Origin of the sequence: Mesorhizobium sp. WSM4989, assembly GCF_029625795.1 — a bacterium.
GTDB lineage: Bacteria > Pseudomonadota > Alphaproteobacteria > Rhizobiales > Rhizobiaceae > Mesorhizobium.
In genome coordinates this window covers 2,282,747-2,302,294 of the sequence record NZ_JARTVN010000002.1, presented here as the reverse complement: position 1 = coordinate 2,302,294, position 19,548 = coordinate 2,282,747, and the positions used below count along the sequence as shown (strand labels likewise).

18 protein-coding genes are annotated in these 19,548 nt (G+C 64.0%); 8 read left to right on the top strand and 10 right to left on the bottom strand.

All coding sequences use genetic code 11. The features are described 5' to 3' along the window. Positions 1–14 precede the first annotated feature (14 nt). Complete coding sequence (locus tag P9217_RS24040) at positions 15–1,253, bottom strand: MFS transporter (protein ID WP_127847432.1); 1,239 nt, start codon at positions 1,251–1,253, stop codon at positions 15–17. Positions 1,254–1,382: 129 nt separating this feature from the next. After that, positions 1,383–2,156: an MFS transporter gene (locus P9217_RS24035; RefSeq protein ID WP_278088074.1), complete on the bottom strand. Its 774-nt coding sequence runs from the start codon at positions 2,154–2,156 to the stop codon at positions 1,383–1,385. Between P9217_RS24035 and P9217_RS24030 the strand changes: the two genes are divergently transcribed. Then, complete coding sequence (locus P9217_RS24030) at positions 2,148–2,615, top strand: DeoR/GlpR family DNA-binding transcription regulator (RefSeq protein ID WP_245457249.1); 468 nt, start codon at positions 2,148–2,150, stop codon at positions 2,613–2,615. The genes P9217_RS24035 and P9217_RS24030 overlap by 9 nt on opposite strands. Before the next feature lie 118 nt (positions 2,616–2,733). Then, positions 2,734–4,521, top strand: coding sequence for an aspartate--tRNA ligase (gene aspS, locus P9217_RS24025; protein WP_067329976.1), 1,788 nt, complete (start codon positions 2,734–2,736; stop codon positions 4,519–4,521). 309 nt (positions 4,522–4,830) lie between these two features. Here the strand turns inward: aspS and P9217_RS24020 are convergent, their stop codons facing one another. Then, positions 4,831–6,021 carry a hypothetical protein gene (locus P9217_RS24020; RefSeq protein ID WP_278088073.1) on the bottom strand — a complete coding sequence of 397 codons (1,191 nt, stop codon included), beginning with the start codon at positions 6,019–6,021 and terminating at the stop codon, positions 4,831–4,833. Between the two features lie 391 nt (positions 6,022–6,412). Here P9217_RS24020 and parC point away from each other — a divergent pair, with 391 nt between their 5' ends. Both parC and P9217_RS24010 read left to right on the top strand, forming a co-directional pair. Further along, the gene (parC, locus tag P9217_RS24015; protein WP_278088072.1) at positions 6,413–8,668 is read left to right on the top strand and encodes a DNA topoisomerase IV subunit A; all 2,256 of its coding nucleotides are present in this window, start codon (positions 6,413–6,415) and stop codon (positions 8,666–8,668) included. A gap of 242 nt (positions 8,669–8,910) precedes the next feature. Then, on the top strand, positions 8,911–10,110 hold the full coding sequence (locus P9217_RS24010; RefSeq protein WP_067329987.1) for an AI-2E family transporter: 1,200 nt from the start codon (positions 8,911–8,913) through the stop codon (positions 10,108–10,110). Here the strand turns inward: P9217_RS24010 and P9217_RS24005 are convergent. The 3 genes from P9217_RS24005 to P9217_RS23995 all read right to left on the bottom strand — a co-directional run bounded on the left by P9217_RS24005 (position 10,098) and on the right by P9217_RS23995 (position 12,490). After that, positions 10,098–10,994 carry a DMT family transporter gene (locus tag P9217_RS24005; protein WP_278088071.1) on the bottom strand — a complete coding sequence of 299 codons (897 nt, stop codon included), beginning with the start codon at positions 10,992–10,994 and terminating at the stop codon, positions 10,098–10,100. The two genes, P9217_RS24010 and P9217_RS24005, sit on opposite strands and share 13 nt — an antisense overlap. A gap of 120 nt (positions 10,995–11,114) precedes the next feature. Then, complete coding sequence (locus tag P9217_RS24000; protein WP_278088070.1) at positions 11,115–11,879, bottom strand: arginyltransferase; 765 nt, start codon at positions 11,877–11,879, stop codon at positions 11,115–11,117. A gap of 140 nt (positions 11,880–12,019) precedes the next feature. Then, complete coding sequence (locus P9217_RS23995) at positions 12,020–12,490, bottom strand: RDD family protein (RefSeq protein ID WP_278055998.1); 471 nt, start codon at positions 12,488–12,490, stop codon at positions 12,020–12,022. Between the two features lie 200 nt (positions 12,491–12,690). On the opposite strand from P9217_RS23995, the gene sthA reads away from it, so the two are divergent. Next, on the top strand, positions 12,691–14,079 hold the full coding sequence (gene sthA / locus P9217_RS23990; protein WP_127216644.1) for a Si-specific NAD(P)(+) transhydrogenase: 1,389 nt from the start codon (positions 12,691–12,693) through the stop codon (positions 14,077–14,079). Between the two features lie 25 nt (positions 14,080–14,104). Here sthA and P9217_RS23985 read toward each other — a convergent pair whose 3' ends face one another. Beyond that, positions 14,105–14,767 carry an alpha/beta hydrolase gene (locus P9217_RS23985; RefSeq protein ID WP_067330003.1) on the bottom strand — a complete coding sequence of 221 codons (663 nt, stop codon included), beginning with the start codon at positions 14,765–14,767 and terminating at the stop codon, positions 14,105–14,107. 203 nt (positions 14,768–14,970) lie between these two features. Here P9217_RS23985 and opgC point away from each other — a divergent pair, with 203 nt between their 5' ends. After that, the gene (gene opgC, locus P9217_RS23980) at positions 14,971–16,143 is read left to right on the top strand and encodes an OpgC domain-containing protein (protein ID WP_067330202.1); all 1,173 of its coding nucleotides are present in this window, start codon (positions 14,971–14,973) and stop codon (positions 16,141–16,143) included. A 9-nt stretch (positions 16,144–16,152) separates the two neighbouring features. Here opgC and P9217_RS23975 read toward each other — a convergent pair whose 3' ends face one another. Beyond that, a complete protein-coding gene (locus tag P9217_RS23975) occupies positions 16,153–17,232 on the bottom strand; it encodes a substrate-binding domain-containing protein (protein WP_278088069.1) in 1,080 nt (359 codons plus the stop codon). A 174-nt stretch (positions 17,233–17,406) separates the two neighbouring features. Here P9217_RS23975 and P9217_RS23970 point away from each other — a divergent pair, with 174 nt between their 5' ends. Continuing rightward, positions 17,407–17,550: a hypothetical protein gene (locus P9217_RS23970; RefSeq protein WP_082954112.1), complete on the top strand. Its 144-nt coding sequence runs from the start codon at positions 17,407–17,409 to the stop codon at positions 17,548–17,550. Between the two features lie 57 nt (positions 17,551–17,607). Further along, complete coding sequence (locus tag P9217_RS23965; protein WP_095801262.1) at positions 17,608–17,745, top strand: hypothetical protein; 138 nt, start codon at positions 17,608–17,610, stop codon at positions 17,743–17,745. A 44-nt stretch (positions 17,746–17,789) separates the two neighbouring features. Here P9217_RS23965 and P9217_RS23960 read toward each other — a convergent pair whose 3' ends face one another. Next, a complete protein-coding gene (locus P9217_RS23960; protein WP_095824748.1) occupies positions 17,790–18,164 on the bottom strand; it encodes a DUF423 domain-containing protein in 375 nt (124 codons plus the stop codon). Positions 18,165–18,194: 30 nt separating this feature from the next. After that, the gene (locus P9217_RS23955) at positions 18,195–19,439 is read right to left on the bottom strand and encodes a multidrug efflux MFS transporter (RefSeq protein WP_127215870.1); all 1,245 of its coding nucleotides are present in this window, start codon (positions 19,437–19,439) and stop codon (positions 18,195–18,197) included. Between the last annotated feature and the right edge of the window lie 109 nt (positions 19,440–19,548).

The following is a 19,548-nucleotide window of genomic DNA, read 5'->3' as shown; positions in this document are numbered from 1 at the left end:
AACGCTGAAACGCTCTAGTCCTGCTTGTCGGAATCGCCGCCCCGCCGCGCCAGCCGTGCGAACAGCGTCGACGTGCGCAAAAGCGCGGTGAAGCGGCTACGGCTGCCGGCCGGCACACTCGACCGCACCTGCATGCGGTAGAGGATCACAATGATGAGAACGGCATAGACGACGGCGTTGAAAACGAACAGCGCGCTCGGCCCGAAATGTTGCATCACCGCCGAGGCCGCAATCGGACCGCCGATCGCGCCGAAGGAGTAGAACAGCATCAGCGCCGCGTTGATCAGCACGAATTCGCCTTTGCCGGCCCGGTCGTTGGCATGCGCGGCCGATAGTGAATAGAGCGGCATGGCGAAGCTGCCGAAGATGAAAACGATGATGAAGTTGAGGAACGGGTCGGCGCGCGCCACGAAGGCCAGCGCCAGCGCGGCAAGCATGGCGCAGCACGTCGTCGCCAGCAGCACCGAGCGGCGGTCTCGGCGGTCGGAGAGATAGCCAAGCGGATATTGGATGAGGGCGCCTCCAAAAATGCCGACGCTGACGAAGGTCACGACATCGGCAACCGACATGCCGATCTCCTCGGCATAGACCGGCGACAGCGTGCGAAAGGCGCTGTTTGTGACGCCGACGGCGATGCAGCCGATCGAGCCGAGCGGCGAGATCCGCCAGACGCGCGGCAGGTCGAGCTTGACGTCTTCCGGAGGCGCCGGGTTCGAGCGGTCCCCGAGCGAGACCGGCACCAGCGAAAAGGTGATCATCATCGACATGACGGCGAAGATGGCGAAACCGCCGGCGCCGAAGATCGGAATCAGGAATTGCGCGCCGGTAACCGAGCCGATGTCGACCATGCGATATATGGCGAGCACCCGCGCGCGGTCCTTGTTGCCGACGCCGGAATTCAGCCAGGCTTCCATGACGGTGAACAGGCCGGCAAAGCAGAAGCCGCCGGCAAAGCGCACCGCGCACCACATGACGGGGTCGATGACGAGCACCAGAAGCAGCGTACCGACCGAGGCGATCGCGGCCAGCGCGGCAAAAGTCCGGACGTGGCCGACCGCCTTCAGGATACGCGTGACGGCTAGGCAGCCGAGCAGGAAACCGGCGAAATAGAACGTGCCCATCAGGCCGATATCGGAAGCGGAAAAGCCTTCCTGCGCCCCGCGCAAGGCAATCAGCGTTCCCTGCAGCCCATTGCCGCCAAGCAGGATGCCTGCGGCAATCAGGAGCGGAATAAGCGGACGGATGGACGACATTAAAGAGAGGCAATCACGGATCTGTGACCTCTTCTTGGACCATAGATCCTGTCAACGCCAGCGGCAAATGCAACTTCACATCCTTGCACCCGGCCGAGGAGATGGGCTGCCAATTAGGGTAGGGGTGTCCTAAGCCTTGCCGGCCCATATTTCTATCTCCAGCTCGACCGTAGCAGGTGTCTCGCCCGGAAACGCATGGATGTTCTCCGCGGCCGGCCTCCGGCCAAGTGAACCTAGCGTCAGCAGGCTGAGCGCGATGAAGGGGATGCCGATGCCATAGGCGGAGCGGATGCCCCAATGGTCCGATACGAAGCCGAGCAGCGGCGGGCCGAGCAGGAAAGCGATGAAGGAAATCTGTGAGAGCGCCGCGACGTTGATCGCCGCCGGGCGATCCGTCCGTTGCGCGGCGGCGGAGACCGCCAGCGGGAAGAGGGCGCTGCTGCCAATGCCCAACAGGGCAAAGCCAAGCATCGAAACGGCCGGCAGCGGCGAGAAGAAGACGATGAGCACGCCGGCCGCCATCGCTGCCAAGAGCACGCGCGCGACCCCGCTTGGCGAGTGGCGGTCGACGAAGGAGTCGGCGAAAAAGCGTGTGGTTGCCTGCGAGAAGGCAAACAGCGCCACGGTCAAGCCGGTGACGAAGGGGCCGGAGTCGAAGGCGGTGCGCATGTAGATCGCCGACCAGTCGATGCTGGCGCCTTCGAGGAGCATCGCCGAAAGCGTCACGGCGACCAGGACCAGGATCGGCAATGTCGGCCGCGCGAACATCGGCGCCTTGTCGCCGGAGTTGGCGAAGCGGGCGGGCGCCGGCTCGAAGCCGCCGAGAAACAGGGCCGTTGCAATGGTCACCATCGGCACCACCAGCGCCAGATGCAACTGCGGCGACAGGCCGAGATGCGCCATGGCGCCGCCGAACAGCCCGGCGCCGAAGAAGCCCGCGCTCCAGAGCTGACGGTCGCTACCAATTCGCCGGGCGTCGCATCGGCACTCGCCGATCTGCCCCTGGTCGAGCTGTTTGTGCTGGGCGGCAGGTATGTCCGCGACCTCGGCACCTGTGTCGGCGGCGATACGCTGGCCGCCGTGGCGCAGCTTGGCGCCGATCTGTTCTTCCTTGGCTCCTGCGGCCTCGATGCCTCGCGTGGCGTCACCGCCTTCGATTCGGCGGAAGCGGAGGTCAAGCGCGCCATGGCCGGGAATAGCGCCGGCATCGTGATCGTCGTCACCAACGACAAGCTCGCCACCGCGGCGCCTTATCGCGTCGCCGCGCCCGACGCGATAAGCCATCTGGTGGTGGACAAGACGGCGCCTTCACCCATCCTTGCCGATTTCGAGCGCCTGGGTGCCGAAATCCACTTTGTCTGACCTGGGGCACCGCGCCTGCGTGTGACCGCTTGCCTTGACAAAGCCGGCCTCTCATGCGCTTTTCGCGCCAATTTTCCAGCCGGGCTTTCGCCCGCAATTCCGGACTCCACCAATGACAATGCATCGTTACCGCAGCCACACCTGTGCCCAATTGAGAAAGACCGACGTCGGCAATTCGGTCCGCCTGTCCGGCTGGGTGCATCGCGTGCGCGACCATGGCGGGCTGCTCTTCATCGATCTGCGCGACCATTACGGCCTGACCCAGATCGTCGCCGACCCGGACTCGCCGGCCTTCAAGGTCGCCGAGACGGTGCGCGGCGAATGGGTGATCCGCATCGACGGCGAGGTCAAGGCGCGCCTGCCGGAGACCGTCAACGCCAATTTGCCGACTGGCGAGATCGAGATTTTCGCGCGCGAGATCGAAGTGCTCTCGGCGGCCAAGGAGCTGCCGCTGCCGGTGTTCGGCGAGCCTGAATACCCCGAGGACATCCGCCTGAAATACCGCTTCCTCGACCTGCGCCGCGAGACGCTGCACAGGAACATCGTTGCGCGCACCAAGATCATCGCCGAGATGCGCAAGCGCATGGGCGAGGTCGGTTTCACCGAATTCTCGACGCCGATCCTGACCGCGTCGTCGCCCGAAGGCGCGCGCGACTTCCTGGTGCCGTCGCGCATCCATCCCGGCACCTTCTATGCCCTGCCGCAGGCGCCGCAGCAGTACAAGCAGCTGATCATGGTCTCCGGCTTCGACCGCTACTTCCAGATCGCGCCCTGCTTCCGTGACGAGGATCCGCGCGCCGACCGCCTGCCCGGCGAGTTCTACCAGCTCGACCTCGAGATGAGCTTCGTCGAGCAGGATGACGTGCTCTCCACCATGGAGCCGGTGCTTCGCGGCGTCTTCGAGACCTTTGCCGCCGGCAAGCCGGTGACTCAGCAATTCCGCCGCATTCCCTTCGACGAGGCGATGCGGACCTACGGCACCGACAAGCCGGACCTGCGCAACCCGATCGAGATGCAGGCGGTCTCGGATCATTTCCGCGATTCCGGCTTCAAGGTCTTCGCCAACATCCTGGCCAACGATCCGAAGGCCGAAGTCTGGGCTATCCCCGCCAAGACCGGCGGCAGCCGCGCCTTCTGCGATCGCATGAACTCCTGGGCGCAGGGCGAGGGCCAGCCAGGCCTCGGATACATCTTCTGGCGCAAGGAGGGCGACAAGCTCGAAGGCGCCGGACCGATCGCCAAGAACATCGGTGAGGAACGCACCGAGGCGGTGCGCCAGCAGCTTGGCCTTGCCGATGGCGATGCCGCCTTCTTCGTCGCCGGCGACCCGAAGAAGTTCGTTTCTTTCGCGGGCGCCGCGCGCACCCGCGCCGGCGAGGAATTGAACCTCGTCGACCGCGATCGCTTCGAACTCTGCTGGATCGTCGACTTTCCGTTCTTCGAATGGAACGAGGATGAGAAGAAGATCGACTTCGCCCACAATCCGTTCTCCATGCCGCAGGGCGGCATCGACGCGCTCGGCGGCCAGGAGCCGCTGGGCATCAAGGCGTTCCAATACGACATGGTCTGCAACGGTTTCGAGATCGCATCCGGCGGCATCCGCAACCACCTGCCGGAGACCATGGTCAAGGCCTTCGAGATGGTCGGCCTCGATCGCCAGACGGTCGAGGAGCGCTTCGGCGGCCTCTACCGCGCCTTCCAGTATGGCGCGCCGCCGCATGGCGGCATGGCGGCCGGCATCGACCGCATCGTCATGCTTTTGGTCGGCGCCAAGAACCTGCGCGAAGTGACCATGTTCCCGATGAACCAGCAGGCCTATGACCTGCTGATGAACGCGCCTTCGGAGGCCACCCCGCAGCAGCTTCGGGAGCTGTCGCTGCGCGTCGCCGTCGCGAAGAAGGACTGACGCGGGGGCTCATCCTGAATCGATGGTAGCCCTGGGAGCGATTGGCGGCTGGCCATCGCTCCCAGAGCCATTTTCTCAAGGATTGGGTCAGAGCGTGTGGGCAACCGCCCGGGTTTCAACCAATTGCTGCGGGAATGCCAAACCCGAGACCCCGAGGAGGGTCACGGCGGGCCGGTGTGGTCCGACATACTCTTTGTAAAGAGCGACGAACGCCTTCGTCGAGGAGGTCAGGCCCTGATCTTACGAAAACGGCGATCCGGATCATCCGAACCGCCGTTGGATAATGCTGGCAGGTGCGAAGCGCCCCGATCAGTCCTCGTTCGCCTTGACCTTCACGCCCAGCGTCTTCGGCAGGTCGAGCGGGTTGGACATGGCGCCGGCCATGATCAGCGCGAACGGCACCGACGCCGGCGGTTCGGCCGAGATCTCTAGGCTCTTGGGGTCGTCGAGGAACTTGTTGACCGCGGCCGATACCTCGGCCGTCAGTTCGGGATTGTTGAGCTGCGCCATGCCGAACGGCACGATCGCCTTGGCCTGGTTGGCGACGTCCTTGCCGGACATGCCCTGCTGCTTGCCGACATAGTCGAGCACCTTGCCGGTCAGCGAATCGTCGTCGAAGCGCACCGAGGCGCCGTTGAAGGACAGCTGCTGCAAGAGGCCGAGCATGGCCATGCCCTGCGCGGAATTGTCGGCACCCTCCGGCTGTGCGGCGAACTTCTTTTGCATCTCCTGCATCGACTTGATGAAGTCGAGGGTGTAGCCGCCGAGATTGAAGGTCATGCCGAGCGTGCCGGCATTCTCGACCGAGATGTCGTATTTCGACAGCTCCATCTTGCCGTCGCTGGGCTGCCAGGTGCCGGCCATCGAGACCGTACCGGAGATATTCTGGTAGCCGAGCGCTTGGATCGCCTCCTTCGACTTCGGGTCCTCGACCAGTGTCAGGTCGGCGTTGAACTTTTCCGTGTTGGCGGTGAAGTCCATCGCCTTGCCGTCGGCCGGCGGGGTGATCTGGACGGCCAGCCCGTCCATCGAGAAGGCCGTCTTGTCGCCGACCTTGACGGTCATGTTGGAGAGCTCGGCCGACTTGTACATCATCAGCGAGCCGAGCGGGTCGGTGCTGCCTTCGGCCGGCACCTTCATGCCGTGAATGACAACGGGGCTGAGGTTGAGCGTCACGCCGTCCTGGCTGCGCTCGAAGGCCGAGCTCGAGACGGTCGCGATCTCGAAGCCGCCATTGGCCTCGGTGATGCCCTCCAGCTTCACGTCGCCGATCGGCAGGGCTTGCTTCTCGGCTGCCGGCTTGATGGAGACGCCCTGCAGCACCGCGTTCGAATTGTCGCCGGAGACGCCGGTCCAGGAAATGTCGACGCCCTGGGCGGCAAGGGCCGCCTTGACGCGGTCGGCCACCGCCGGATCGGCGGCGAAGGCGGTGTTGAGCGGCAGGGCCAGCAGAATGGTTGAAAAAGCCAGTTTCTTGAGCATTGAGCGTTGAATTTTCATGGCGAGTTCCCTGTCCTGAAAAGTGTTTTTGAATTCTACTCCATCACCATTCCGCGACGAACGGGTCGGGAACAAGGCGTTTCCCGGCACATTTGTCGAAAACGGCGATGAAAAGCAAACCCGGCCGGCACGCATTGCATGATGCGGTGAATTTGTCATGAAGACCGCGGCTCTCCTGCGCCGGCGCGTTGCCTGCCCAGATAGAGGGCGCATGTAACAGATTGATGTTGGCCGGTTAGCCCGCTTGCTGCCGGGGCCGGTTGCAGAATGGGCAAACTGGAATGTTCAACTTGCCGCTTCCGTGAAATCCTTCACGTCGCCATTTGCGACGAATCCGCCGACTGCCAACCCGGCGCTTGCCGCGAATCACCCGCTCGGCTAGTCCAAATCCATGGGCAAAAGGCATTTGCCGCCTGAAGACAGTGGCGGCGGCGACAACATCGAACCGGTCGATCTGAAGGAAGCGCTCGAGAAGCGCTATCTCGCCTATGCGCTGTCGACCATCATGCACCGGGCGCTGCCGGATGTGCGGGACGGACTGAAGCCGGTCCATCGCCGCATCATGCATGCCATGCGGCTCTTGCGGCTCAACCCGGATCAGGGCTTCGCCAAATGCGCCCGCATCGTCGGCGAGGTGATGGGTAAGTTCCATCCGCATGGCGACCAGTCGATCTACGACGCGCTGGTGCGGCTCGCGCAGGAATTCTCGATGCGCTACCCGCTGGTCGACGGGCAGGGCAATTTCGGCAATATCGACGGCGATAACGCCGCCGCCATGCGCTACACCGAGGCGCGCATGACGGAGGTGGCGACCGAGCTGCTTGCCGGCATCACCGAGGACGCCGTCGACTTCCGGCCGACCTATAATGAGGAGGACGAGGAACCCTCCGTTCTTCCCGGCGCCTTCCCGAACCTGCTCGCCAACGGCTCGTCCGGGATTGCGGTCGGCATGGCGACCTCGATCCCGCCGCACAACGCCGCCGAGCTTTGCGACGCGGCACTTCATCTGATCGAGCATCCGGACGCGCCGGTGGCGAAGCTGATGGATTTCGTCCAAGGGCCGGATTTCCCGACCGGCGGCATCATCGTCGACAGCCGCGCCTCGATCCTCGAAGCCTATGAGAGCGGCCGCGGCGGTTTCCGCGTGCGCTCCAGATGGAGCCAGGAGGACCAGGGCAGGGGCACCTGGAGCATCGTCGTCACCGAAATCCCCTATGGCGTCCAGAAGGCCAGGCTGATCGAGAAGATCGCCGAGCTCCTGATGGCGCGCAAGCTGCCGCTGCTCGAGGACGTCCGCGACGAAAGCGCCGAGGATATCCGTATCGTGCTGGTGCCGAAGAGCCGCAGCGTCGATCCAGGCATCCTGATGGAATCGCTGTTCAAGCTGACCGAGCTCGAAAGCCGCTTCCCGCTCAACATGAACGTGCTGTCGCGCGGCAAGGTGCCGAACGTCCTGTCGCTGAAGGGCGTGCTGAAGGAATGGCTCGATCACCGCCGCGACGTGCTGATCCGCCGCTCGAGATATCGGCTGGGCGAGATCGAGAAGCGGCTGGAAATCCTGGCCGGCTATCTGATCGCCTATTTGAACATCGACGAGGTGATCAGGATCATCCGCGAGGAGGACGAGCCCAAGCAGGTGATGATGGCCCGCTGGTCGCTCACCGACAATCAGGCCGAAGCCATCCTGAACATGCGGCTGCGCGCCCTGCGCAAGCTGGAAGAGATCGAAATCCGCAAGGAGTTCGACGGCCTTACCGAGGAGAAGAAGCAGATCGAGGCATTGCTTGCCTCCGACGCCAAGCAATGGGCGACGATCAAGTGGGAAGTCGCTGAGGTTCGTAAGAAGTTCGGTCCGGAGACCGAGCTCGGCAAACGCCGCACCCAGTTCGCCGACGCGCCCGAGCATGACCTCACCGATATCGCGCACGCCATGATCGAGCGCGAGCCTGTCACCGTCGTGGTTTCGGAAAAGGGCTGGCTCCGCGCGATGAAGGGTCACCTGACCGACTATTCGCAGCTTGCCTTCAAGGAAGGCGACAGCCTGAAGCTCGCCTTCCACGCGCAGACGACGGACAAGATCCTGGTCTTCACCACCGGCGGCAAGTTCTACACCATCGGCGCCGATCGGCTGCCGGGCGGGCGCGGCCATGGCGAGCCGATCCGCATCATCGTCGACATGGAGAACGACCAGGACATCGTCACCGCCTTTGTCCACGACCCGAAGCGCAAGCTGCTCTTGGTTTCCTACGACGCCAACGGCTTCGTCGTCTCCGAGGAAGAGGTGATCGCCAACACCCGCAAGGGCAAGCAGGTGATGAACGTCAAAGCGCCGGACGAGGCCAAACGCTGCATTCCGGTTGCCGGCGACCATCTCGCCATCGTCGGCGAGAATCGCAAGATGCTGATCTTCCCGCTGTCCGAAATCCCGGAAATGGCGCGCGGCAAGGGTGTGCGACTGCAGAAATACAAGGACGGCGGCGTGCTGGACCTTAAGACCTTCACGATTGCAGCGGGGCTGACCTGGCAGGATTCGGCCGACCGCACCTTCACCAAGTCGCGCGAGGAATTGGCCGAGTGGATCGGCGCCCGTGCAGCCGCCGGTCGCATGGTGCCGAAGGGTTTCCCGAGGACGGGCAAGTTCGGGTAGCGGGGCTCCCTCTTCTCCCCGTGTGGGAGAAGGTGTCGCCGAAGGCGACGGATGAGCGTGTTCCAAGGAACGCAGAGGTCTCGCTCCGCTGGAACATCCTTTATCCGTCTCGGCGCTACGTGCCGATCCACCTTCTCCCTCACGGGGAGGAGGCTAGGCGCAAACATTTGGACTATCGTCACGATTGCTGCACTATGATGGTGCATAAGCAACCATCGAGCTGGCAGGGGAGAACCGCCGCGTTGAAGCGGGCTGAGATCCAGAAACCAGGGCAGCGACTGTTCGGTCTGTCGGCGCCGCTGAGGGCTGCCGTCATCCCGCCGCTGTCGGCGGCGCGCTGGCTCCTGGTGCTGATCGTCGCCGCCGGCGTCTATTTCTTCCACGGCTTCCTGTTCCCGGTGCTGGCGGCGCTCGTCATCGCCTTCGCCAGCTGGCCGCTCTACCGCCGGCTGCTCGCCGGGGTCGGCGGCAACCGCACGATCGCCGCGACCCTCGCGATCCTGTTCATTCTGACCTTCCTGGTGGTGCCGATAGCGCTCGCCGGCACTTACGCCATCAACGAGCTTCGCGAGTGGGTGGTCTGGGCGATCGAGACCAACCGCCACGGCTCTGCCACGCCCCAATGGATCGCCACCATGCCGGTCGTCGGCGAATGGCTGAACCAGCAGTGGACGGCCAATCTCGGCCATCCCGGCGGCATCGGCGAATTGATCCAGATGGTCAGCGGCTCCAACATCGGCACCATCTATCGCGGCGCGCTGGCCGCCGGCGGCAGCGCCTTCGGGCTGCTGCTCACGCTGCTTTTCATGCTGATCGCGCTGTTCTTTGCCTATCGCGACGGCGAGGGCTTCGCGGCGCAGGTTGATCGCCTCGGCGAGCGCATCCTGCCGACGCGCTGGGAGCGCATCTCGCGCGTCGTGCCGGCTACCATTTCATCGACCGTCACCGGCATGACCGTCATCGCCATCGGCGAGGGCGTGGTGCTGGGCGTCGCCTATTGGCTGGCCGGCGTGCCGTCGCCGGTCACGCTCGGCGCGCTTACCGGCATCATGGCACTAATCCCGGGCGGGGCGCCGCTCTCCTTTACGCTGGTGTCGATCTACCTCGCGGCCAGCGGCAAGTTGTTTGCGGGCCTTGCGCTGTTCGTCTGGGGCGCGGTCGAGCTTTTCATCGTCGACAAGACGCTGCGCCCGAAGCTGGTCGGCGGGCCGATCAAGCTGCCTTTCCTGCCGACCTTCTTCGGCCTGATCGGCGGCGTCAAGACGATGGGCTTCCTCGGCCTGTTCATAGGCCCTGTACTGATGGCGCTGCTCGTCGCCATCTGGCGCGAATGGCTGCGCGAGGTCGAGCTGATGGATGAGCTTCCACCTGCCGCTGAAGAAGGGAACGGGCCGCCACGGATCGAGACGGCGCCTGAGACCAGGAAAATTCAGGCCGGGTAGGCGACGGCGAGCGCCGCGCGGCGCCTGCGGCCTTCGTGCAATTGCCAGAGCGAGTGGGCTACCAGCGCCACGATCAGGATCGCGCCGCCGATCAGGCTGTTTCGTGTCGGAGCCTCGGCAAAGACCAGCCAGACCCAGACAGGCGCGAGCACCGTCTCCAGAACGTAAAACATCGCCACCTCCGGCCCTGAAATATATTTCGGGCCGGCGGCGAGACAGAAGAACGAGATCGGCATGATCACCGCGCCGTTGAAGATGATCCACCATGGCGCGTTGACGTGCAGTCCTTCACCCGAGACCATGAATGCGGCGAGCGCCAGCGGAAGGACGACGCCGACCAGCGCGGTGAAGCCCATGTCCTTGCCGCTGGCGCGCGAGATGGTGATGGCGAGTGCGACGAAGAAGGCCGAGCAGAGCGCCATGAAATCGCCGAACAGTTTTCCGGTGCCGACCGAACCGCCGACGATGATCAGCACGCCGACGATCATCGCCAGCATTGCGATCACGGTGCTCAGCCGCGGTCGTTCTCTGAGGAACAGCCAGGAGAGCAGCGCCGCGAAGACGGTGTTGAAGGCCAGGATGAAGACGAGGTCGGCGGTCGAGGTATGATAGACGGCGGTGACGAAGGTGATCGAAGTCAGGCCGTAGCAGATCGCCGCCGCCAGGCCCGACCAGCCGGGGATGAGCTTCGGCACTTTGCCGCGCACCGCGCGCCAGACGACCCAAATCAACAGGGTGGCGACAAGCGTTGTCCCGGTCCGCAGCGCCATGATGGTCCACGGGCTGCCATCCGCGAGCCGGATCAGGGGAATGTCGAAGGTGAGCACCAGGCCGCCGATCGCGGTGATCAGCAGGCCTTTCTGATGGTCGTGGTGGGAAGACATGATTGGTCTCGCAATGATTTGCAGGCGGCGGCTGGATCGATGGCGCACTCTTCCAGCGAGTGGCGGAAACACCAGCTTCCTGCCCCTTGAAACAGTTTAAGAACGGGCTTTGGAAAAACGTCAGCGAATGACCGCTTGGTGGTCGTATCGTTCCCAGCCTTTCGGACCGAGATGCTCCTGCGGCATGAAACGCATCTTATAGCTCATCTTGCGCGAGCCGTTGACCCAGTAGCCGAGATAGACGTGGGGCAGTCCCATCGCCTTGGCGCGGGCGATGTGATCGAGGATCATGAAGGTGCCGAGCGAGCGGTCCTCGAAATCGGGATTGAAGTAGGAATAGACCATCGACAGGCCGTCGGCCATCTTGTCGGTCAGCGCCACCGCAATCAATTCACCCTGGCCCTTGCCGGTGATGAAGGTGTCGGGGCCGCGGCGCCGGTATTCGATGATCTTGGTGTCGACATGCGTGTCCTCGACCATCATCGCATAGTCGAGCACTGTCATGTCGGACATCCCGCCGCGGCGATGGCGCGCGTCGAGATAGGCGCGAAACAGCGAATATTGCTCGGTGGAAGGCTGCGCGTCGTGCATGGCGCCGATGAGGTCGGCATTGCGCTGGGTGACACGGCGCATGTTGCGGCTGGCGGTGAACTCCTGCGCCAGGATGCGCACCGAAACGCAGGCGCGGCAGGATTCGCAGGCCGGTCGGTAGGCGATGTTCTGGGAACGCCGGAAGCCGCCTTGAGTGAGCAGATCGTTCATCTCGGGCGCCTTGTCGCCGACAAGGTGCGTGAACACCTTGCGCTCGAACTGGCCCTCCAGATAGGGGCACGGGGACGGCGCGGTCAGGAAGAACTGCGGCGACTGGGTCGGATGCTGCGTCATCGATTCTTGGACACGCTCCTGCGAATCGCCCTACCTTTGGCCCGGCCGGCGAAAAATTCAACAGGATTGTGCTGTCTCGGCCGGCCCAAGCTGTTCATAATCTAGCACAACCGGCGCGGCGAGGGCGGCCGCACATAGCGTCAGCTATCGGTGCGGGTGACGACGGTGCCGAGAAGCAGGTCGTGCAGCGTGCGCTTGCGATCGGAAAACAGCGTGACCAGCAGCACCAGCGGCGTCAGGATGACGTTGCCGGCCCAGAACAGCACCGAATGCACGACGGCGGTCAGGCCGTCGATGCGCGTGCCGTCGAGCCTCTCAAGCCGGATGCCCATGATCTTCATGCCGGCTGTGGCCTGGTCGCGGCTGCCCAGCGTGTTCCAGATATAGAGGATGGCAACCGCCGGAAGCAGGACGGAGAACAGGGCCCAGCCCAGGCCGAAGGTCAAAAGCCCGAGTAGGGCGACCAATATGGCGAAGGGGATGGTGAGCAGCGCCACGAAGAAATAGTCGAGGATGAAGGCGAAGACGCGCCTGGTGCGCACGCCGCGGTAGGCGCGTGTATCCTCGAGCCTTGTGGTGATAATCTCGCCGTCCAGCACGCGCGTGTTCATGTGTCATGCCCTCGCAACAGGCCGGAAATAAGTCTCGGCCATTCGCCTCTGAAATGGTGAAAGCCGATGGCGGAATCAAGATGGACTGCTCGTGACGCCGGCGCGGCAGGCTGTGGCGAGCGGCGCTGCGGCGATTGAATTCCAGGCGCGGATCGCGTTAGCCTGCTGCGGCGCAAAAAGACGCCGAGGGGATGGGGAATATGGATTACGACATGTTGGTCATCGGCAGCGGCCCCTCCGGGCGCCGCGCCGCGGTGCAGTCGGCCAAGCTCGGCAAGTCGGTTTTGGTCGTCGATAGAGGCCGGCGTCTCGGCGGCGTCTCCGTGCACACCGGCACCATTCCATCCAAGACGCTGCGCGAAACCGTGCTCAATCTCTCCGGCTGGCGCGAGCGCGGCTTCTACGGGCGCGGCTACCGGGTCAAGCAGGATATTTCGGTCAGCGACCTCGTCGAGCGCCTGCACAAGACGCTCGATCACGAAGTCGAGGTGCTGCAGCATCAGTTCATGCGCAACGCGGTCAAAAGCGCGCGGGCCACGGCCAAGTTCATCGGCGCCAACAAGGTCAGCCTGACCACCGACAATGGCGACTACAGCGAGATCGGTTTCGCCAATGCGCTGATCGCGGTCGGCACCAGGCCGCACCGCCCGCGCGACGTGCCGTTCGACAAGACACGCGTCTTCGACAGCGACGAGATGCTGGAACTTAACCGGTTGCCGCGAACGCTGACCGTCATCGGCGCCGGCGTTATCGGCGTCGAATACGCGACCATCTTTTCGGCGCTCGACGTGCCGGTGACGCTGGTCGAGCCGCGCAACACCATCCTCGATTTCGTCGATCGCGAAATCGTCGACGACTTCATCCATCAGATGCGCGACCGCGGCATGACCATTCGCCTCGGCAGCACGGTAAAAGAAATCGCCTCCAAGCCCGATCATGCCGAAGTGACCCTTGCCGACGGCCGCACCATCCGCTCCGAAATCGTGCTTTACGCTGCAGGCCGCAGCGGCAATCTTGGCAGCCTCGGGCTCGACATGGTCGGCATCGAGGCCGACAGCCGCGGCCGCATCAAGGTCGATCCCCAGACATTTCAGACCAGCGCGCCCAATATCTATGCCACCGGCGACGTCATCGGCTTTCCGAGTCTGGCCTCGACCTCGATGGAGCAGGGCAGGGTGGCTGCCTGCCATGCCTTCGGCGTGGCGCTGCCGCCGCCGCCGGAAACGTTTCCTTACGGCATCTACGCCGTGCCGGAAATCTCCACCGTCGGCCAGTCCGAGGAGCAGGTGCGCGAGAGCGGGATCGCCTATGAGGTCGGCGTGGCGCGCTTCCGGGAAACCTCGCGCGGCCACATCATGGGCGTCAACTCAGGTTTCCTGAAACTCCTGTTCTCGGTCGACACGCGCCGCCTGCTCGGCGCCCATATCGTCGGCGAGGGTGCGACCGAGCTCATCCATATCGGCCAGGCGGTGATCAATCTCGGCGGCACGGTCGACTTCTTCGTCAACAACACCTTCAACTATCCGACGCTGGCCGAAGCCTACAAGATCGCCGGGCTGGATGCCTGGAACCGGATGGGGCAGGGCTAGCCTTGGCAGCAGCGTCTATCTCTCGTCAGGCGGCCGGCGTCGAGGTCGCGGCAAGCCACTGCCGGGCGATCGCGGCATCCGCTTCGCCGAACTCATGGCCGGAGGCGACGATGCGCGCATCGACCTCGGCACGGCGCTGGCTGAAGAGCGTAACCAAGGCTGGCGCGAACGGGCCGTAGGTCTGGTCGGCCGCGCCGGCGATGATCAGCACCCGCGTTCCGGCAAGGTTCGTCGCCGGCGCATCGTCGAGCACCGGCATCGCCCTGAGCAGCGCCGCCTGCCTGACCAGGCCGGGATGAAGCAGCATCAGCGTGGAAACCAGATTGGCGCCGTTTGAGTAACCCAGGAAGGTCGCGCGGGTGAGATCAAGCTCGTGGAGCCGTGCGGCTTCCACTGCGAATTGGGCGAAAGCGGCCGTCTCCGCGCGGATACTCGACTGCTCGAAGCTGGTCGGCGTGATTCGTTCGAACCAGCGAAAACCGTCCTCCTGGCGGATGCGGCCGCGTGCTGCGACAACCACCGCGCGCGGCGCGATCCGCCTCGCCAGCGGCAAAAGTGTCGCTTCGTCCACGCCCGATCCATGCAGCACGAAAAGGCATTCGCCGCTCGCATTTTCCGGTCTGATCAGACGATAGGAAAAGGGCAGATCACGCTGCAGCTCGCTGTTTTTGCTGTCATGTTCGGACATGATCAGATCCTTTTGATTCTACGGTGATTTCGCTGATTTGCCGGCTTCAAAACGGAATGTTTTCAAGCTCCGCGAAAGTTGATTGAACCTGGCGCATTTCGGGCCGTTTCTGCGCCGATACACTCCCGAACGGGAGGAATCGAAGCGGTGCGTCGGGGGTCGCATTGCTGGACATGAAACACCAGCTCTGAGGCCTTTTGTCGATGACCATCCCCGTTTCTCAACGCGATACGCGTATCGATGTGCTGCGCGCGCTCGCCTTGCTCACCATTTTCGTCGACCACGTGCCGGGTACCGTCTTCGAAAACCTGACCTACAAGAACCTCGGCTTTTCCGATGCGGCAGAGGCCTTCGTTTTGATCTCCGGCATCTCGGTGGCGCTCGCCTATGGCACCAAGTTCAAGCCGGGGGGCAGGCTGCTGGCGACCCTCAAGATGTGGCGGCGCGCCGGCGTGCTCTACGTCACCCACATCGTCATCACCATGCTGGTGATCGCCCTGTTTTCCGCCACGGCCGTGTTCGCCCACCGCCCGGAGCTGTTGAAGATGATCAACATCGAGCCGCTGATGAAGGACACGCCGGAGGTGCTTTTCGGCATCGTCACCCTCGGCCATCAGCTCGGCTACAACAACATCCTGCCGGTCTATGCGGCGCTGCTTCTCGCGGCGCCGGCCTTCGTTCTGTTCGTCAGCTACAGGCCCGTGGCGGCACTGACCGTGTCCGGGCTGCTGTGGCTGGTCGCCGGCATCTGGCAGATCGCTCCGCCGAATTATCCCGAGCCGGGTCTCTGGTTCTTGAACCCGCTGTCCTGGCAGTTTCTGTTCAACATCGGCCTTGCCGCCATGCTGCATATCAAGCGCGGCGGCACCATCCCCGTAAACCGGTGGCTGGTGGGTTTCGCCGGCGTCTATGTGGTGGGCGCGGCGATCTGGGTGCACAGCCCACTCTGGGGGCAGATCACCTGGTTCAATCTGCCGGTGGTGATCGGCGGCTTCGACAAGACCTTCCTGTCGCTGCCGCGGCTGCTGCATATCTTGGCCGTCAGCTATCTGGTAGTCGCCCTGCCGGCCGTATCGAACCTTTTCCGCGCCAAGCCCGACAATCCGCTGGCGATCCTCGGCAAGCGTTCGCTGCCCGTCTTCGTTGCCGGCACGCTGATTGCCATGGCCGCTCAGGTGCTCAAGCTGATCAATCCGGGCGGCCTCGCCTATGACACGTTGTTGATCGCTGCCGGCATCGCCATGCAGTTCGCACTGGCGCTCTATCTCGAATGGCTCGCCGGTCTCGGCCCGACCCGCATCAAACCGGCGCGTGCGGAGCCGGCGCGCACCGGGTTCGCTGCGCCGCCCATGCCGGCGCGGGTCGGCGGATATTGAGATGTGGTTCTAGGATATGGGAGCAGGGCCCGTCGAGGCCCTGACGACGAGCTCAACGCCCATCGTCTCGCGCCGCACGGCGCCGTCATAGTCGAGGATCATGCGCGCGGCCCGCCGGCCGATCTCGGTGATCGGCTGCGCGATGGTGGTCAGCGGCGGGTCGCAGAGCGCGCCGTCGGGCACGCCGTCGAAGCCGACAACGGAAACGTCTTCCGGCACTTTCAGACCGCGCGCAGTCAGCCAGTCGATGGCGATCATGGCCATCCTGTCCGACATTGCCAGAATGGCGGTCGGCCGCTCGCCGCCGGCAAAGATCGCTTCGAGCCCCGCCCAGGTGCTCCTTTGCTCGTTCTCGGTCTCGAAGACCGGGATGCTCTTCGTGTCGACACCGAAGCCGGACAGTTCCTCGAAATAGCCGGCCAGACGGTCGCGCGTTCCCGTGTAGACGGCCGAGCGGACCATTTCGGGTGTGACGAAGCCGGTGCGGTCATCACCGAGAGTAAGCGACAGCACGGCGAAACGGCGATGTCCGAGTTCGGCAAGATGCTGCGCGGCGAGCCGTCCGCCGGCGATGTTGTCGACGCCGATCGCCGAGATCGTCTCGTCGTGAAAGCCGAGCTCCAACGCCACGAAGGGCAGCCTGCGTTCGCGCGTCAGCGCGACGAGACGCGAGCCACCTTCGATGCAGAACAGGATGAAACCGTCGACCAGCGCGCTCTGGATGTTCCAGGCGAGCTTCTCCTGGTTGGCCGCCGAAACCAATGCGATCCCGGCGCCGGTGGCGTCGCAGGCCTCGGAAATGCCCGCCATCATGACGCGGGCGAAGGGATCCTCGAAGAAGTAGGAAAGGGGCTCGGTCGTGCCGACGCCGATGGCATTGACCTTGCCGGCGCGCAGCAGGCGGCCTTTCGGATCAGGCCCGGCGTAACCCATCGCCTCCGCCACCGCCCTGACCCGCTCGCGCACCTCGGCGCGCACGACCTCCGGGCGACTGAAGACATTGGAGGCCGTCCCATGCGAGACGCCCGCCGCCTTGGCAATATCCGCCAGCCGGATGGGGCGTGCCTGGCCTTCGATAAGTGATGCCATGTCTGTTCTCCGAATCCGGTCGCATGTCGAACATGGACGCGGAAAGTCTGACGGTCCACTTACTACTTTTATTGGATCGATTCAAATTTTCGCTTGACTACGGCGGTGCAGGGGTTATGATTTGAATCGATCCAAGTCTCTTGACATGAAGCAAGATTCGAGAAGGAGGGTGCCGTGCATCCGGTCAACTTTTTGTTCGAGGACGTCTACCGCAACGATTGGGGCATTGCTTCAGCCGAGCAGAGTGAGCGGCGCCGCGGCAAGACAGGCCCGTGGAAGCGTCAGCCCCGCTTCATCGTGGAGCGCAAGCGCGCCTGAGCAGCCGTCTTTTTCGCGTCGGTCTATTGGATCGATTCAATTCCAAGGAAGTAAGTCATGCATCCCATCAGCCATCTCTTCGAGGACATCTATCGCAACTACTGGGGCATCTCGCGGCCAACCGACCGGCCGGAACGGCGGCGCGCGGCGGAGCCGGCGTCGCGCAAGCGGCGGCTGCGTCGGGGAGGGCGGTAGTCGCGGCCCATTTTCCGACGAGCCTCAGCAATGGCAAGGCGGATCTAGGGCCCTGGGCGCCACTGCGCCGAGATCGCAATCGCCAGCCAGCCGACGATAAGCAGCGTGCCGCCGATCGGCGCCGACATCGGAAACAGCCGCGAACCGAGGAAATCCCGGGCGAGAAGATCGACCGAGAACAGCAGCAGGCCGACAAGCAGCGCCAGGCTTGCGATCCTGAGATACCGGCTGCCGCCGATAAGACCGATGGCGAGGAAGACCGGCGCATGCATCAGCAGGAAGGATGCGGCCGTGCCGGTGAAGGCGCCGCCGCGATGCGCGGCCGCCGCCGACAGCGCCACCCCTGCCGCGCCGACGAGACCGCCTGCCAGCACGAGGATGCGGCTGCCGCCGTCTGATGGTTGCCCGGCAAGACTCATTTCGATGCTCCGTCTTCGATCGCGCGCGGCTCAGGATTCGCCGGCCTCGAGCAGCATATGCCGTGCGCGCCGCGTCTGGACAATCCAGTTATAGACCGCCCCCAGCGCCATCAGCACCGATGTGCCCAAGAACACCGCCCGCATGCCGAAATGGCCGCCGACGAAGCCGCCGGCGAGCGGTCCCGCGACCTGGCCGACATACTGCGCCGAGATCGATAGTCCGAGCACATTGCCGCCGACGCCGTCGGGGATGTTGTGACGGATGACGCTGGTGATGCAGGGCAGGAGGCCGCCCAGCGCCAGCCCCATCAGGAAGCGCAACCCGATCAGCTGCCAGCCGTCGGTGACGAAAGCTTGCGGGACAAGCAGCAGGGCCGAAACGGCGAGCGCGCCGACGACCACGTTCCAGTGGCCGACCCGATCGGCAAGCTTGCCCAGCCACGACGAGGACAGGATGGTTCCAAGCGCGGCCGCCGACATCACCACGCCCGCGACCATCGTCACCTTGCTCTGGTCCACGACGAGCTGCTGCACATAGACCGTGATGATCGGCTCGATCGACATGGTTGCAAAGGCGAGCAGCAAGCCGGTCGTCAGCATCGCGACGACCGGACGCTTGTCGGGGATCTGTGCCCAGCCGCTCTTCGGCTTTGCCGACGAGACAGGTTTGGGAGCCGGCGGGTTTTCCTTGATCAGGAAAGTCGTGGCCAGAAAAGCGAGAAAGATGACAGCGCCCGACAACAGGAAGGTGGCGCGGATGCCGATCAGCGGCGGCAGCATGCCACCAAGCAGCGGTCCGACCAGCGAGCCGGCCGTGATGCCGGCCGACAGCACGCCGAGCGCCCAGCCGGAGCGCTCCTTTGGCGTCTGCATCGCCACCAATATCGTCGAGCCCGAGGAGTAGCCGCCGGCAAAGCCGATCAGGAGCCTCAGCAACACCAATTGCCAGACGCTTTCGACCATACCGGTCAGCGACATGCAGATCGCCATGCCGAACGAGGCGCGCACCAGCATCAGCTTGCGGCCGTAACGGTCGCCGAGCCGCCCCCACAGAGGGGCGACCAGCGCCGCGGCAAAGAAGGTGGCACCGTAAGCAACTCCTGACCATTGCACGATGGCCGCGTGCCCTTCGGCACCCAGCTGTTCGACATAAAGCGGCAGGAACGGCAACAGCAGCGTCATGGCAATCAGCGTGCTGAACGAGCCGGCGAAGCAGACGGCGAGATTGCCTCGCCAATGGATATTGTAGCCGCTCTGGGTGCTATTTTCTGCCATGTCATGCCTGCTTGGTTATCCGGGATTGCTCCGGATACCATTTTGGGATACCAAATCGGTATCCGTCATGAACCTCAACCCCGCCGCTGTCAATGCGGTGCCGTAGAGC